Consider the following 14,352-nt stretch of genomic DNA (forward strand, 5'->3'; position numbering starts at 1 on the left):
GCCCGCCCGATCATCCTGGAGGCACGGTGCGACTCGGGCGGTTCGCGGTCGTCTTCGAGCCGGGCGACCCGCCCCGGACCGGCACGGTCAGCTTCTACGACCCCGCCGGCCACGCCCTCCCCGAGGAGTTCGACGAGCTGGGGGAGTGTGGCGAGCTGGACCTCGCCCTTCCCCTCGACGGCCCCGTGGCGGCGTGGACGCTCCCGGTCTGCGCCGTTCCGGTCGGCGACGCCATCCGTCACCTCGTGGCGCTGCGCGACGCCGAGGACGTCACCCCCGCCGCCGCGTTCTGGTCGGCGGTGGCGGTCACCGGCCTGCACCTGGCCGCCCGGGGGCGGCTGCTGCCCGGCGTCTCCCCCGACGGCTACGACGCCTGGCGGGTGGGCCCGTTCGACGTCGCCGACGTGGAGCGCATCCGGGCCCTCGCCGCGGCGATGCCGCCCGAGGCCCGCGCGATGCCGGTCGACGTCGCCGCCGAGCAGCTCGTGCTGCCCGAGCCGGAGGGGCTGATCCGGGCCTTCCTCGACGCGGTGGCCGACACCCTGCCGCGCATCCCCGCCGCGACCTGGCTGGCCGGCGACCCCCGGTTCACCGGCCTGGAGCCCGAGCCGGCCGACGACCTGGCCGACTGGGCGAAGGAGGTCTCCGCCGGGGTCGACACCGGCCTGCGGGTGGCGCTGCGGCTGGAGGGCCGGGGCGACCTCGACACCACGCCGCTGACCGCCGTGGTCCGGATGCGCAGCCTCGCCGACCCCACCCTGGTCAGCGACGCGGCGGCGCTGTGGGAGGGCGACGAGCACGGCCTCGGCGAGGGGGCCACCTTCGAGGCGATGCTGGCCGTGCGGCGCGCCGCCGCCGTGTGGACCCCGCTGGGCCGGCTCCTCGACGAGGCCGCGCCGGTGGAGCTGGAGCTGCTCGACGAGGACCTGGTCGACCTGCTCGGCGGCGCCGAGGCCCGGCTCGCCGCCGCCGGCATCGACATCGAGTGGCCGCCGCAGCTCTCCCGCGAGCTGAACGCCCGGGCGCTGGTCAGCTCCCCGCCGGAGCCGCCCGCCGAGGTGGCCGCCTTCTTCCGCTCCTCCGTGCCGATGTCGCTGAGCTGGCAGCTCACCCTGGCCGGCGCGCCGCTGACCGACGCGGAGATGGACCTGGTCGCCAAGTCCCGGCCCATCGTGCGGCTGCGCGAGCAGTGGGTGGCCGTCGAGCCCGAGCTGGCCCGCAAGTCCCGCGAGCGGCAGCTCAAGCCCCTGAAGGCGTACGACGCGCTGGCCGCGACGCTGATCGGCAGCGCCGAGGTCGAGGGCGAGCGGGTGGAGGTGGTGGCCGACGGCTGGCTCGGCGCGCTGCGCGAGCGGATGGCCGAGCCCGACGGCGGGCCCGAGCCGCTGGAGCCGCCGGTCGCCCTCGACGGCACCCTGCGCGAGTACCAGCTCCGCGGCCTGCGCTGGCTGGAGCGGATGACCTCGCTCGGCTTCGGCGGCTGCCTCGCCGACGACATGGGCCTGGGCAAGACCGTCACGGTCATCTCGCTGCACCTGCGCCGCCAGGCCGACCCGGCCAGCGCCGGGCCGACCCTGGTGATCTGCCCCGCGTCGGTGCTCGGCAACTGGGAGCGGGAGATCCGCCGGTTCGCCCCCGGCACGCCCGTACGCCGCTTCCACGGCACCGCCCGCTCCCTCGACGACCTGGCCGACGGATTCGTGCTGACCAGCTACGGCACCATGCGGGTCGACGCCGGCAGCCTCGCCGCCCAGGACTGGGCCATGGTGATCGCCGACGAGGCGCAGTACGTCAAGAACCGGCTCAGCGGCACCGCGAAGGCGCTGCGGGAGATCCCCGCCCGCGCCCGGGTCGCGCTCACCGGCACGCCCGTGGAGAACAACCTCTCCGAGCTGTGGGCGATCCTCGACTGGACCACCCCCGGCCTGCTCGACAAGGTCGGCACGTTCCGGGCGCGGTGGGCCCGCCCCATCGAGGTCGACCGCGACGGCGCCACCGTGGAGCGGCTGTCCCGGCTGGTCCGGCCGTTCCTGATGCGCCGCCGCAAGTCCGACCCCGGCATCGCCCCCGAGCTGCCCCCGAAGACCGTCACCGACCACCTCGTCTCGCTCACCGGCGAGCAGGCGACCCTCTACCAGAAGGTGGTCGCCGAGGTGATGGCCGAGATCCGGGCCAGCACCACGAACATCGCCCGCCGGGGCCTGGTGCTCAAGCTGCTGGTCGGCCTCAAGCAGGTCTGCAACCACCCGGCGCACTACCTCAAGGAGCCGCACGGCAAGCTCACCGGCCGGTCGGAGAAGCTGCAACTCCTCGACGACCTGCTGGAGACCATCCTCGCCGAGGACGGCGGCGCGCTGGTCTTCACCCAGTACGTCCAGATGGCCCGGCTGCTGGAGCGGCACCTGGCCGAGCGGGGCGTGCCCGCGCAACTGCTGCACGGCGGCACGCCCGTGCCCCAGCGGGAGGAGATGGTGCGCCGGTTCCAGGCCGGCGACGTGCCCGTCTTCCTGCTGTCGCTCAAGGCGGCCGGCACCGGCCTCAACCTGACCCGGGCCGACCACGTCATCCACTACGACCGGTGGTGGAACCCGGCGGTGGAGGAGCAGGCCACCGACCGCGCCTACCGGATCGGGCAGACCAAGCCGGTGCAGGTGCACCGGCTCATCGCCCAGGGCACCCTGGAGGACCGCATCGCCGCCCTGCTGGAGTCCAAGCGGGAGCTGGCCGACGCGGTGCTCACCGGCGGCGAGACCGCCCTGACCGAACTGTCCGACGCCGAGCTGCTCCGGCTCGTGCAGCTCCGCGACGAGGGATGAGGAAGCGCGACGTGGACTTCGACTTCGAGTTCGACGACGACGAGCTGGAGCAGGACGACGACGCGGAGCTGTCCGAGGACGACCGGCGGGCGCGCAGCTTCCCGAAGTTCGGCGCCGGCAAGCGGATCGGCAAGAAGTTCGCCGACACCTGGTGGGGCAACGCCTGGATCGACGCGATGGAGCGCATCGCGCTCGACCCCGAGCAGCTCAAGAAGGCCCGCCGGTACGCCTTCGCCGGGCAGGTCGGGCCGATCACCGTCAGCCCGGGCCGGATCTCCGCCGGAGTGCACGACGGCGACCAGTACACCCCGCACGACACGGTGGTGCGCATCGGCACCCTCTCCGAGGCGGAGTGGGACCGGCTGCTGGACAAGGTCGCCGCGAAGGCCGGGCACATCGCCGCCCTGCTCGACCGGGACATGCCGCACGACCTGGTGAACACCGCCGACGACGCCGGGGTGCGCCTGCTGCCCGGCTTCGGCGACCTGGAGCCGGAGTGCGACTGCCCCTCCTGGGACCACCCGTGCCGGCACGCCGCCGCGCTGGCGTACCAGGCGGCGTGGCTGCTCGACCGCGACCCGTTCGTGCTGCTGCTCATGCGCGGCCGGGGCGAGGCCGAGCTGATGGAGGAGCTGCGGCAGCGCAACGCCCGCCGCGCCATCGCCGCCGACGACGCCGACGCCCTGGCCGGCACCCCGGCCGAGGAGGCGTACGCCGCGCCCGCCGTACCGCTGCCCGAGCCGCCCCGGCCGGTGACCGGCGACCCGATGGCGCTGGGCCCGCTGCTCGCCGAGCACGAGGCCGCCGGGCTCGACGCCGAGGCGCTCGGGCTGCTCGCCGCCGACGCGGCGACCCGGGCCCGGCACCTGCTCGCCGCGACCGCCGACGAGGTGCTGGCCCCGGAGCCCGACGCCTGGCAGGACGCCGTGCGCCTGGCCGCCCGGATGCCCCGGTCCCGGGCGGCGAAGCGGCTCGGCGAGGCCAGCGGCCGGGCGGCGGAGCTGCCCCGGGCGATCAAGGCGTGGGAGTACGCGGGCGCGGCCGGCGTGGACGTCGTCGACGCGGTGTTCAGCCCCCCGAAGGAGCTGGTCGCCCAGGCCACCGACGCGTTGCGCGAGGCGGGCGAGGTCGACGGCGCCGCGCCGGAGGTGAAGAGCTGGCGCAACCGGTGGACCATCGGCCGCGACGTGCAGGTGCGCTACGGCCGCGACGGCCGCTGGTACCCGTTCCGCAAGCGGTCGGGGGAGTGGTGGCCGGCGGGCGCGCCCAGCCCCGACCCGGCCGACGCCCTGCTCGACCTGCCCCGGGACTGACCGCCCGGCAGGCTGCTGGGGGCTCCCTCCCCTCTACGATGGACGGATGGCATCGGTCAAGCAGGTCCAGGTCACCTTCGACTGCGCGGAGCCCGAGCGCGTGGCCCGGTTCTGGTGCGAAGTGTTGGGGTACGTCGTGCCACCGCCACCGGAGGGGTTCGCCAACTGGGACGACTTCAACCGGGTCCTACCGCCGGAGCTTCAGGATTCGGCCTTCGCCTGCGTCGACCCCACGGGTGCGGGCCCCCGGCTGTTCTTCCAGCGCGTTCCCGAAGGCAAGGTCGGCAAGAACCGGTTGCACCTCGACGTGCGGGTCGGTGCCGGGCTCGTGGGCGACGAGCGCCTGGCCGTGCTCGAGGCCGAATGCGCGCGACTGGTCGCGCTCGGCGCGACACGGGTGCGACTGCTGACCGCCGACGGCTACAACGAGTCGTGCCTGGTGATGCAGGACGTCGAGGGCAACGAGTTCTGCCTCGACTGAGCGCCTTTCACCGGCCGGGTTCCACCACCTGGACCGGAGCGGCATCCGGCACGGCTCCACCGGGCCCGTCGGCGCGCTCGGCCAACCCCACCTTTCACCGCCTTTGCTCTGCTTCCACCGACGCAACGGTTACGCCGCGTAAGTGTTGCATCGGCGGAAGCAGAGCAAAGGGAGCGCAAGGGTGCATGAGCCAGTGGACAGCAGCGGGTCTCGACGACGCCTCTGACGATGCGTCACGGCGGCCCCTTCGTGCCGTACGAGCAGGCTGAGTAGCGCAGGCCCGACGGTGCCCGTCAGACCGGGAGGCCGACGGCGGTGGCCAGGGCTGCCACGTCGGCCGGGAGCGGTCCGCCGCGTGCCAGGTCGGCGATGACGGTACGGGCCACCGGTCGTAGCCGTACTTCGGCGGGTGCGGTGCGGTCGGCGTGGATCAGGGTGCGTCCGGCCGCGAGGAGGTCGCCGACCAACAGGTACGCCCGCGCGATGTCGAGCAGGAATGCGGCGCGGTGTTCGACGGGCAGTCGTCGCCATTGGCCGGAGGCGACGACCTGGGTGTGTCGGGTGATGGCCTGGTGGGCGTTGCCGAGGTCGGCGGTGGTGGTGATGCGGGCGAGTGCGACGGTGGCGGGGCCGAAGCCGACGTGGTGCGGGTCGGTGTCGTCGTCCACCTGCGCGGCGATGTCGGCCGCCTGGTCGAGGAGTTCCCGTACTCCGTCCGCGTCGGCGCAGGCTGCGGCGGCGTGGGCGGCCTCGACCAGCAGGGCTCCGCGCAGCGGCAGCATGTCGGGGCTGTCGTGGGGCGGTCGGTGGGTGGTGGTGTGGTGTGCGGCGGGGAGGGTGGCGGCGAGGGCGAGTGGGGCGCGGCCGAGGGCGCGTAGCGCTTGGGCGAGCGGTACGACGGCTGTCGCGGACAGGGGTGGGTTGCCGGTGGCGGTGGCGATGGCGCGGTCGGCGGCGAGCCAGGCGAGGTCGGCTTCGCCGAGTTTGACCAGTACGGAGGCGGTGATCCGGTACGCCTGCACGAGCAGGCCGGCCGTGTCGTCGTCCCGGTAGGCGGTGTGGGTGTGTCGGGTGTCGCCGAGCAGGTCGGGTAACGCTCGGAGGAGGGCGGGGTAGTCGGCGTGGTCGTAGGTGAGCCAGGCGTGCCCGACGCGCCGGCTCAGCTCGTTGGGTGGGGTGGTGGGTGGGCCGTACGGGTCGGGGTGGCTGTCGTAGCGGGCGAGGGCGGCGCGTACCGCGTCGATCCCGGCCGCGACCGTTGCGCCGCTGGTCGTCCGTGGTGGGGTGGTGCGGCCGAGCAGGAGGGTGGGGTCGACGCGCAGGACGGTGGCGACTTCGGTGATGACGGAGTACCTGTCGAGGGTGCGGACGCCGCGTTCGACCTTGTCGACCCAGCTCTTGGATTTGCCGAGGCGGTCGGCGAGCATCTGCTGGGTCATCTGCCGCCGGGTCCGCAGGCGGGCGACGCGGCGGCCTATGGGCAGGTCACGGTTGGCCACGACGCCACCGCCGGTCGGGTACGGCCCGGGTGGTCTCCTCGGCCGGTATCCGTTCCGCCTCGGCCAGCTCCAGAATCCGTCGCCGCGCCGCCTCCCGCTCGGCTTCCTGGATCTGCTCGCCCCGGCTCTGCTTCGCTTCGTCGTCCCTGCTGGCCATGTCTGCTGCCTCCTGGTGGGTGTGTGTGCCTTTGCCGTCGGCGGCCTGGCGGGTCGGTTGTTCCTGGGTCGCCCATGACCCGAGCGGCCGGGCGCACCAGCCCACGAAGCGTTCGGTGACCTCGGCGGCGCTCAGGCCGGTGATCTCGGTGTGGGCGTCGCGTAGGTGCTCGCTCATGTAGCGGGTGAGGGTGCGGATGTTGCAGTGGCACAGCTCCTTGAGCTGCCGTTTACGTGTCGGGCACGGCCACGGTTCGCCGCAGGCCAGGCAGTTCCAGTCGGGCCGCGACGGCCCGTGCAACGCCGGATAGTCACCCATCGCCCCGCCCGTCGTCCGCCCTCCGGTGGCCGCCGGGCTGCCGACGCGAGTAGGGCGGGCACATGGGCGGACGGCGGTACTCGTTGCGGGGACGTGGTGTCCAGGGTGTGCGCAGCCGCCAGCGCTCCGCGCGTAGCTCGGCCACGGTGTCCCGGTAGTAGCTGGCCTCGTCCCGGGCGGTGACGATTTCCCGGTACAGGGCGTCCAGGTCGGCCTCGACCCGGCCCAAAAATCTTCCGACCGCCTCCGGGTCCAGGCCCCGCCGACCGAACCGGGTCAACGGGAACCGCTGCCACCGGATGTCGGTCGGCGTCAGCAGGTTCCGCCGGGACCGGTAGACCCCGCCTTCCGCCGTGGCACGGCCGATCCCGGGGGAGGGGATGGCCTCTGTCGGGTCTGGTGGCTCGTCTGGGTTGGGCTCCATGGGCCTCCGTCCTGTCCTGTCGATGCCTTGACGCATCTGATGGGACTGCGGTTGTAGTGGCTGTGCTGGACCGTCCCCGCGTCAGACGCCAGCCAGGGAGCGGGGACTCGCTCAATCTAGGTCACTGTATGACCTAGGTCAATCACTGCGCGGAGTCTGCCGGCGAGTCGTGATCTAATCGCCGGGCCAGCCAGGGAGAGACCACATGCCCATACCGATGTCGTCGCGGCAGATCGCAGACGACCTGACCGCCCGGATCGCCGCTCGGGAGTACCAGCCGGGCACCAAGCTGCCGTCGCTGCGAGAGTTGGCCGACCTGTACTCGGTCAGCGTGTCAACCATTCAGCGAGCCCTGGAGCTGACCCGTGAGCGCAGACTTACGGTGGGTCGTGCCGGCAGTGGGGTGTACGTAGTGGACGAGCCGCCAGCGTAGGAAGCCTCGCGAATATCGCGCTCGACGTTGTTCGCTCATTCTTCGATCTGGCGAGATGGTCGGCGAGCGTGGTAGAGACGCGCAAGTGCCGCACGGATGGCCGGCACCGCTTCAGCGGGGTGGTGATCGGGGGGAAGGTGCTCGATCGCTGCATAGACCGCCTTCTCGATGTCTCTGACGGTGAGGCCGTCGGGTAGACGCTGGAACCAGCGGTAGCCGGTCGGCTGCTGCGGCAGTCCTACATCGTGCAGATACGAGTTCGCGGCCTCGTCGATGATCGCTTGGTCATCGGCCGTGCGCGGCTCGAAGAACGTGCGCTCTCCGGCGCGGTCGATGATCGTCACCTTGATTTGATGTTGCCGGGTCTCAGCGAACCGAACCAGGGTGGCGGGGTCGGCCAGGTAGCCGAGCATGGCATCCCAGCCGGATCCGTTCAGCTCCCAGTACCTTCCATCGGGAGTGTCGATGGCATGGCGCTCGGAGTTGTCCGGCGGTGAACCGGGGAACGGCTGGGCCGTCTCCCACGCGTTCCGTGCGGCGCTGGTGTCGCCCATGCTGCTCCTTGCGAGACGGCACGCTCGCGGCTTCCCGCAGGGGCGGGAACGTGGTCACGCATCCGTATTCACCATTCACCCGTGATGGTATGACCTCGGACCGGGCAGGGGCGGACAATCGCTGAAGGTCAGTGGCGTGCGGTAAGCCGGTTGTTGCCTACTCGGAGACGCCCGTGCGTGCCGATGCGGCGCGGATCGCGTCGATCAGGGCTAGGCCGGCCAGCGTCCGTTCCCCGTGTGCGGCGAGGTCCCGCTCCCCGCGTACGGCGGCGAGGAACTCGCCCAGGGCGCCGACGAAGTGGTCCTCGGCGGGCAGGGTACGCAGCTCCACCCGGTCCTGCCGCTCCAGGCGCAGCACCGGCTGCCAGCCGGCCGCCGGGGTGAACGCCCGCTCCAGCACGATCCGCCCCCGCTCGCCCCACAGCTCGTAGCTCGACCGGTAGGCGTGCGTGAAGCCGTACGTCAGGTGGGCCGCGACGCCGGTCGCGTCCCGCAGCAGGGCGGCCCCGCCGACCTCCACGTCGTACCGGGGGTCGGTCTGCCGGGTCGCGCCGACCACGGCGAGGGGCCCGGCCAGGTGCAGCAGCGCGGCGTGCAGCGGGTAGTAGCCGACGTCGAGCAGCGCGCCCCCGCCCAGGTCGGCCCGGTGCCGGATGTCCCCGGCGGGCAGCGGGGGAATGGCCATCGCGGCGCTGAGCACCCGCAGCTCGCCGATCGCCCCGTCGGCGACCAGGCCGGCCGCCGTGGCGTGCTGGCCGTGGTGGACGAACATCCGGTTCTCCATGACCACCCGCCCGGCGGCGCGGGCCGCCGCCAGCACCGCCGCCCCGTCAGCCTCGGTGGTGGCTAGCGGCTTCTCCACCAGCGCGTGCTTGCCGGCGGCGAGCGCCGCCCGCGCCAGCGCGGCGTGCCCGCCCGTGTGCACCGAGACGTAGACGGCGTCCACGTCGTCGCGCTCCAGCAGCTCCCGGTAGTCCCGCGCCGGCGTGCCGCCGAACCGGGCGGCGAACTCCGCCGCCCGGCCGGCGTCGCGGGCGGCCACGGCGGTGAGCCGGGCCGGCGACGCGGCCAGCGCCGGCAGGAACCGCCGCGCGGCGATCGACGAACATCCCAGCAGTCCGATGCGGACGTCCTCCGGCACGGGCTCGGTCCTCTCTCGTCGCACGGCCCGGCTCGCGCGGGGCGAACCGGGCCGCTGGGCGGGGCGGTGGGGGCGCCGTCAGCGAGCGCCCCCACCGGTCGAACGGATCAGGGCACCAGGACGAGCTTGCCAATCACGCCGCCATCGATCAACTCCCGTACCGCCCGGCCCGCCTCGTCCAGCGGGTACCGGCGGGCCACCGTGGGCCGCAGTACCCCGTCGCGGACCAGGGTGAAGAGGCTGGCCAGGTCGTCGCGGAAGTGCGGGCCGGGCTTGACGTAGTAGGTGCGCGCCCGCCGGCCCCGGGCCGCGCCGACCAGCCCGGCGACGTTCCAGCCGATCACCTTGCGCAGCGCCGGCAGGTGCGGCCGGAACCACTGGCCGGGCCGGTAGCCCGCCACCGACGAGTCGTACGACACCAGCGTCCCGCCCGGGGCGAGCAGCGACCAGCCGGCGTTCAGGCCCGCGCCGCCGATGTGGTCGAAGACCGCGTCGACGCCCCGGGGCGCCAGCTTCCGCACCGCGGCCACCACGTCGTCGCGGTAGTCCAGCGGCTCGGCGCCCAGCGCCCGCACGGCGTCGTGCTTGGCCGGCGACGCGGTGCCGATGACCCGCACCCCGTGGCGCACGGCGAGCTGGGTGAGCAGGGTGCCCACCCCGCCGCTGGCCCCGTGCACCAGCACCGTCGCGCCCGGCCGGACCCGGGCGGAGCGGTGCAGCATCTGCCACGCGGTGACGCCGTTGCAGACCAGGGCGACGGCCTCGCCGGCGTCCAGGTCCTCCGGGACGCCGGCGAGGGACTTCGCGCTCACCTCCGCGTACTCCTGCCAGGCGCCGACGCGGGGCATGGAGACCACCCGGTCGCCGGTGCGCCAGCCGGTGACCCCCGGCCCCACCTCGACGATCCGCCCGACGAGGTCGTAGCCGAGCACGCACGGCGGCTTCGGCGGGAACGGGTGCAGCCCGCGTAGGGTCTGCACCTCGGCGAAGGAGACGCCGGCGGCCTCCACCCGCACCACCACCCGCCCGCGCCGGGCGGCCGGGCGCGCCCCGGTGCGCACCCGCAGCGCCTCCGGCTCGCCCAGCGTGGTCATGACGACCCGGCGGCTCGTCGTGCCCGGCGGGGCCGTCCGCTCCGTGTCGAGGCCCATCGTCAGACGTCCGCCGGCACCTTGCCGAGCTCCTTGAGCATCGGCAGGTAGTTCATGACGTCCCAGTGCTCGACCACCTTGCCGTCGACGAAGCGCAGCTCCTCGACGATGTGCCAGGCGACCTTCCGGTTGGTCGGGGCGAGGTCGCCGAACCGGCCCTTGTGGGTGGCCGTGATGGTGATCCGCAGGATGACCCGGTCCTCCTCGGCCATGATGCTCTTCACGTCGAGGTGCAGGTCGGGGAACGCCTGGATGCCGCCCTCCATCCGGCGGATCATCTCGTCGGTGTCGACCACCTTGTCCTCGGAGTAGTGGACGACGTCCGGGGCCCAGTACTTGATGATCCCGTCCAGCTCCCACCGGTTCCACGCGGCCACCATCTGGAGGCAGCGCTCCTTGTTCTCGGCCAGGGTCCGGTCGTCGGTCAGGGACCGTTCCGCGTTCTCGGTCAGGGACATGTGAACTCCTCGTGGCCCGACGGTTGTCTGGCTCCACCCTCGCGACCTGCCCTCAAGGACCCCTCAAGGGCAGGTCGTGATGCTCGGGGACGAGATCGGGCGCGGCCCGACGCGAAAGAGGACAGGTGGATGAGATGACGATCCTGGTGACGGGCGCGACCGGACACGTCGGCCGACACGTGGTCACGGAGCTGCTGGCCGGGGGCCACGCGGTGCGGGCGATGACCCGCGACCCGCAGCGCGGCCGGTTCCCGGCCGGCGTCGAGGTGGTCCGGGGCGACCTGACCGAGCCCGCGGGGCTGGCGGACGCCCTGCGCGGCGTGGAGAAGATGTACCTGTTCCCGGTGCCGGACACCGCCGTGGAGGTGGTGCGGGCCGCGGAGCGGGCCGGCGTCCGGCACGCGGTGGTGCTCTCCTCCACCTCCGCCGACGACGCCACGAACTTCAGCGGCGTCTACCACCGCACCGTGGAGCGGGCGGTGGAGGAGAGCGGCCTGGACTGGACGTTCGTCCGGCCGGACGAGTTCGCCACGAACCTGCTGTGGAAGTGGGGCCACTCCGTGCGTACGGAGGGGGTGGTGCGGGGGCCGTACCCGCAGGCCCGGCGGGCGCTGATCCACGAGGTGGACATCGCGGCGGTGGTCGCGCTCGCGCTGACCGAGGCTGGCCACGCCGGCCAGGTGTACGACCTGACCGGCCCGGAGGCGCTGGACCAGCGCACCCAGGTGGCGCAGCTCGCCGAGGCCACCGGACGTCAGATCCGCTTCGAGGAGGTCAGCCCGGCGGCGGCCCGCGCCGAGCTGACCGCGTACATGCCGGAGCCGGTGGTCGACATGGTGCTCGGCTACCTGGCCGACTCCGTGGACCGCCCGCCGGTGGTGCTGCCGACGGTGGAGAAGCTGACCGGCCGACCGGGGACGCCGTTCGCCCGCTGGGCGGCCGACCACGCCGACGAGTTCCGCGCGGCCTGAGCCGCCTGACGCGTACGGGCCGGCGGGGCGCCCCACCGGCCCGTACGTAGTACGGTATCCCACCCGGTACGATGGCGGGACTATGTCGAAGGAGCGCAAGGGCAAGATCGATCCCGCCCGCAGCCTGGCCATTCTCTGGCGCACCAGCGAGCCGACCAGCCGCAGCGCCGGCCCGGGGCTCAGCGTCGACCGGATCGTCCGGGCGGCGGTCGAGATCGCCGACGCCGAGGGCATCGACGCGCTCACCATGCGCCGGGTCAGCGAGGCCCTGGGCGTCGGGACGATGTCGGTCTACACGTACGTGCCGGGCAAGGCCGAGCTGCTCGACGTCATGGTCGACACGCTCTACGGCGAGATGAAGCGCCCCGCGGAGCTCCCCGGCGGCTGGCGGGAGCGGCTGGAGCAGATCGCCCGGGAGAACCTGGAGCTCTACCGCGCCCACCCGTGGCTGCTGCGCGTCGAGACCAGCCGGCCGGTGCTCGGCCCGCACCTGCTCGCCAAGTACGACTACGAGCTGGGCGCCGTCGCCGGCATCGGCCTCGACGACGTGGAGATGGACGCGGTGCTCACCCTGCTCCTCGGGCACGTCAGGAGCGCGGCGCGGGCCGCGCTGGACGTCATCGACCTGGAGCGCAGGACCGGCATGACCGACGGCCAGTGGTGGCAGTCGCACGCGCCCTGGCTGGAGCAGTTCATGCGCTCGGGCAGCTACCCGACGGCCTCCCGCGTCGGCACGGCGGCGGGGGAGGCGCACGGCGCGGCGTACGGGCCGGAGTACGCGTTCGAGTTCGGCCTCCAGCGGGTGCTCGACGGCATCGCGGTGGTCGTCGCCGAGCGCTCGGCCGGGGCCGGGCCGGACCGGCCGGGCCCGGCCGGGGTCGACCGGGCCGCGACGGGCCCGGCCGACGCCGGATAGGCCGCGCCGGGCTCAGCCGGCCGCCCCGGTCCGACCGGCGGGGGAGGTGCCGTCGGGCGCGACGCCGCCGGGGGAGAGGCCACCCGGCACGGTGCCGTCGGCCAGGCGCACCCGCACGTCGGCGTCGCCCCGGGTCGCCGCCGAGTACGGGCAGGTCCGGTGCGCCCGCGCGACCAGCTCCCCGGCCTGCCGCCCGTCCAGCCCCGGCAGGTCGACCAGCAGCTCCACGTCCAGCCGCAGCCCCTCGCCGCCCTCGCCGAGGCCCACCCGGGCGGTGACCGAGGAGCCGGTCACGGCGATCCGGTCCTGCCGGGCGATCCAGAGCAGGGCGGCGTGGAAGCAGGCCGCGTAGCCGGCCGCGAAGAGCTGCTCCGGGTTGGTGCCCACGCCGCCCGCCCCGCCCAGCGCCGGCGGCGCGACCAGCGTGGCGTCGAGCGCCCCGTCGGAGGAGCGCACCGCGCCCTCCCGGCCGTCGCCGGTCGCGGTGGCCTCCGCCACGTACAACAGGTCCATGGTCCCGCCTTTCCTTGCGGTTGCCGGCGGCCCGGCCGCGTGGCCGGGCCGGTGACGCGCGGCGGCGGCGCGCGTCACCGTGGTGACGCCCGCCGCCGCCCGGTTGGCGGTACGGGTCAGAGGCAGTCGGCGGCGGCGTTGAGCGCGTCGACCACCGCGTCCTCGAAGACGCCGGAGAAGTCGTCGGGGTCGATGTCGAGGGTGATCGACGACTCCAGGCGCTGGCTGCCGTCGAGGGTGGCGCCGATGAAGGTGGCGTAGCCCGGGATGCCGCCGCCGTGGCCCCAGAGGCTGAGGCCCCGGGCGGTGACCAGCGGCATGAAGCCCAGGCCGTAGCCGTTGGACATGGGCAGCGTCACCCACTCCGGCGGCACGGTGGTCTTCATCTGCTCGAACTGCTCCGGCTTGAGCAGCTTGCCGGTGACCAGGGCGACCAGGAAGGTGTCCAGGTCCTCGTTCGTCGAGATCATCTCGCCGGCCGAGCACGCCTCGGACGGGTTCATCTCGGTCACGTCGACCGACTTGCCCTTGATCTTCATGTAGCCCCGGGCGTGCGAGCCCGGGATGTGCGGGTCGTCGCCCGGCAGGACCGTGTTGGTGAGCCCGAGGGGCTCGATGATCCGGGCCCGGATCTCCTCGGCGTAGCTGCGGCCGGTCACCGCCTTGATCAGCAGGCCCAGCACGATGTAGTTGGTGTTGGAGTACTCGAACGTGCTGCCCGGGGTGAAGTTCAACGGCCGGTCCGCGGCGATCTTCACGAGCGACGTGGCGTCGAAGTGCCGGTGCCGGTCCCGCTCGAACCGGTCGCCCGGCCGCTGGAAGGCGTCGGCGTGGTTGTACAGGCCGCTGGTGTGCTGGAGCAGGTTGCGGACGGTGACCTGGCCGCCGTGCGGCAGCAGGCCCGGCAGGTACGTCTCGACCGGCTTGTCGAGGTCGACCTTGCCCTCGCCGACGAGCTGGAGGATGACGGTGGAGACGAAGACCTTGGTGATGCAGGCGATGCGGAACTTGCCGTCGGTCGGGACCGGCTCGTCCCGGCCGAACTCGCGCACGCCCGCGCGCACGGTGAACGTCTCGCCGCCGGTGGTGACCCGGAACTGGGCGCCGGCCGCGCCGACGGTGATGAGCTTGTCGACCGCCTCCTGGAGCTTGACGCGCTTCGGGTCCTTCGTCTCGGGCTTGACCGCGGTGTCGATGGACATCGGAT

15 protein-coding genes are annotated in these 14,352 nt (G+C 73.5%); 6 read left to right on the forward strand and 9 right to left on the reverse strand.

What is annotated here, in order from left to right:
* The first annotated feature begins 26 nt into the window (after window positions 1-26).
* From LPU43_RS00495 to LPU43_RS00505, 3 genes are read left to right on the forward strand one after another with little or no spacing between them, the layout of a single operon-like run.
* Window positions 27-2,816, forward strand: a complete 2,790-nt coding sequence (locus LPU43_RS00495) for an SCO1167/SCO6262 family helicase (RefSeq protein ID WP_229397711.1) — start codon at window positions 27-29, stop codon at window positions 2,814-2,816.
* Window positions 2,817-2,827: 11 nt separating this feature from the next.
* Window positions 2,828-4,129, forward strand: a complete 1,302-nt coding sequence (locus LPU43_RS00500) for an SWIM zinc finger family protein (protein WP_229397713.1) — start codon at window positions 2,828-2,830, stop codon at window positions 4,127-4,129.
* Window positions 4,130-4,175: 46 nt separating this feature from the next.
* Complete coding sequence (locus LPU43_RS00505) at window positions 4,176-4,610, forward strand: VOC family protein (protein ID WP_229397715.1); 435 nt, start codon at window positions 4,176-4,178, stop codon at window positions 4,608-4,610.
* Between the two features lie 293 nt (window positions 4,611-4,903).
* Here the strand turns inward: LPU43_RS00505 and LPU43_RS00510 are convergent, their stop codons facing one another.
* The 3 genes from LPU43_RS00510 to LPU43_RS00520 are packed head-to-tail and all read right to left on the reverse strand — an operon-like array spanning window position 4,904 to window position 7,008.
* Window positions 4,904-6,109 carry a helix-turn-helix domain-containing protein gene (locus LPU43_RS00510; protein WP_229397717.1) on the reverse strand — a complete coding sequence of 402 codons (1,206 nt, stop codon included), beginning with the start codon at window positions 6,107-6,109 and terminating at the stop codon, window positions 4,904-4,906.
* A complete protein-coding gene (locus LPU43_RS00515) occupies window positions 6,096-6,584 on the reverse strand; it encodes a hypothetical protein (protein ID WP_229397719.1) in 489 nt (162 codons plus the stop codon). Before LPU43_RS00515 ends, LPU43_RS00510 begins: the two co-directional genes overlap by 14 nt.
* Entirely contained in the window at window positions 6,577-7,008 is a 432-nt protein-coding gene (locus tag LPU43_RS00520; RefSeq protein ID WP_229397721.1) for a DivIVA domain-containing protein, read from the reverse strand. The genes LPU43_RS00515 and LPU43_RS00520 overlap by 8 nt, the downstream gene beginning before the upstream one ends.
* 205 nt (window positions 7,009-7,213) lie before the next feature.
* On the opposite strand from LPU43_RS00520, the gene LPU43_RS00525 reads away from it, so the two are divergent.
* Complete coding sequence (locus LPU43_RS00525; protein WP_229397723.1) at window positions 7,214-7,441, forward strand: GntR family transcriptional regulator; 228 nt, start codon at window positions 7,214-7,216, stop codon at window positions 7,439-7,441.
* A 35-nt stretch (window positions 7,442-7,476) separates the two neighbouring features.
* On the opposite strand, the gene LPU43_RS00530 is transcribed toward LPU43_RS00525, so the two are convergent.
* From LPU43_RS00530 to LPU43_RS00545, 4 genes are all read right to left on the reverse strand, one after another.
* Window positions 7,477-7,995: a DUF5956 family protein gene (locus LPU43_RS00530; RefSeq protein ID WP_229397726.1), complete on the reverse strand. Its 519-nt coding sequence runs from the start codon at window positions 7,993-7,995 to the stop codon at window positions 7,477-7,479.
* A 157-nt stretch (window positions 7,996-8,152) separates the two neighbouring features.
* Window positions 8,153-9,136: a Gfo/Idh/MocA family protein gene (locus LPU43_RS00535; RefSeq protein ID WP_229397728.1), complete on the reverse strand. Its 984-nt coding sequence runs from the start codon at window positions 9,134-9,136 to the stop codon at window positions 8,153-8,155.
* A 107-nt stretch (window positions 9,137-9,243) separates the two neighbouring features.
* Window positions 9,244-10,287: a zinc-binding dehydrogenase gene (locus LPU43_RS00540; RefSeq protein ID WP_229397729.1), complete on the reverse strand. Its 1,044-nt coding sequence runs from the start codon at window positions 10,285-10,287 to the stop codon at window positions 9,244-9,246.
* Window positions 10,288-10,289: 2 nt separating this feature from the next.
* Window positions 10,290-10,745 (reverse strand): ester cyclase, encoded by a 456-nt coding sequence (locus LPU43_RS00545; protein WP_229397731.1) that lies wholly within the window; start codon window positions 10,743-10,745, stop codon window positions 10,290-10,292.
* A 134-nt stretch (window positions 10,746-10,879) separates the two neighbouring features.
* On the opposite strand from LPU43_RS00545, the gene LPU43_RS00550 reads away from it, so the two are divergent.
* Complete coding sequence (locus LPU43_RS00550; protein WP_229397733.1) at window positions 10,880-11,716, forward strand: NAD(P)H-binding protein; 837 nt, start codon at window positions 10,880-10,882, stop codon at window positions 11,714-11,716.
* A gap of 82 nt (window positions 11,717-11,798) precedes the next feature.
* A complete protein-coding gene (locus tag LPU43_RS00555) occupies window positions 11,799-12,632 on the forward strand; it encodes a TetR/AcrR family transcriptional regulator (RefSeq protein ID WP_229397735.1) in 834 nt (277 codons plus the stop codon).
* A gap of 12 nt (window positions 12,633-12,644) precedes the next feature.
* On the opposite strand, the gene LPU43_RS00560 is transcribed toward LPU43_RS00555, so the two are convergent.
* Together LPU43_RS00560 and LPU43_RS00565 are read right to left on the reverse strand one after the other, a co-directional pair.
* Entirely contained in the window at window positions 12,645-13,145 is a 501-nt protein-coding gene (locus LPU43_RS00560) for an Ohr family peroxiredoxin (RefSeq protein WP_306416103.1), read from the reverse strand.
* A gap of 116 nt (window positions 13,146-13,261) precedes the next feature.
* Window positions 13,262-14,347, reverse strand: coding sequence for a serine hydrolase domain-containing protein (locus LPU43_RS00565; protein ID WP_229397737.1), 1,086 nt, complete (start codon window positions 14,345-14,347; stop codon window positions 13,262-13,264).
* Window positions 14,348-14,352: the final 5 nt, after the last annotated feature.

The organism is Micromonospora okii (genome assembly GCF_020884795.1).
GTDB lineage: Bacteria > Actinomycetota > Actinomycetes > Mycobacteriales > Micromonosporaceae > Micromonospora > Micromonospora okii.

Bases quoted from the DNA above. Each gene is read 5' to 3' on its own strand.
- LPU43_RS00505 (WP_229397715.1), top strand. From the start codon at position 4,176: ATGGCATCGGTCAAGCAGGTCCAGGTCACCTTCGACTGCGCGGAGCCC.
- LPU43_RS00530 (WP_229397726.1), bottom strand. From the start codon at position 7,995: ATGGGCGACACCAGCGCCGCACGGAACGCGTGGGAGACGGCCCAGCCG.
- LPU43_RS00540 (WP_229397729.1), bottom strand. From the start codon at position 10,287: ATGGGCCTCGACACGGAGCGGACGGCCCCGCCGGGCACGACGAGCCGC.
- LPU43_RS00515 (WP_229397719.1), bottom strand. From the start codon at position 6,584: ATGGGTGACTATCCGGCGTTGCACGGGCCGTCGCGGCCCGACTGGAAC.
- LPU43_RS00545 (WP_229397731.1), bottom strand. From the start codon at position 10,745: ATGTCCCTGACCGAGAACGCGGAACGGTCCCTGACCGACGACCGGACC.
- LPU43_RS00565 (WP_229397737.1), bottom strand. From the start codon at position 14,347: ATGTCCATCGACACCGCGGTCAAGCCCGAGACGAAGGACCCGAAGCGC.
- LPU43_RS00550 (WP_229397733.1), top strand. From the start codon at position 10,880: ATGACGATCCTGGTGACGGGCGCGACCGGACACGTCGGCCGACACGTG.
- LPU43_RS00560 (WP_306416103.1), bottom strand. From the start codon at position 13,145: ATGGACCTGTTGTACGTGGCGGAGGCCACCGCGACCGGCGACGGCCGG.
- LPU43_RS00525 (WP_229397723.1), top strand. From the start codon at position 7,214: ATGCCCATACCGATGTCGTCGCGGCAGATCGCAGACGACCTGACCGCC.
- LPU43_RS00520 (WP_229397721.1), bottom strand. From the start codon at position 7,008: ATGGAGCCCAACCCAGACGAGCCACCAGACCCGACAGAGGCCATCCCC.
- LPU43_RS00555 (WP_229397735.1), top strand. From the start codon at position 11,799: ATGTCGAAGGAGCGCAAGGGCAAGATCGATCCCGCCCGCAGCCTGGCC.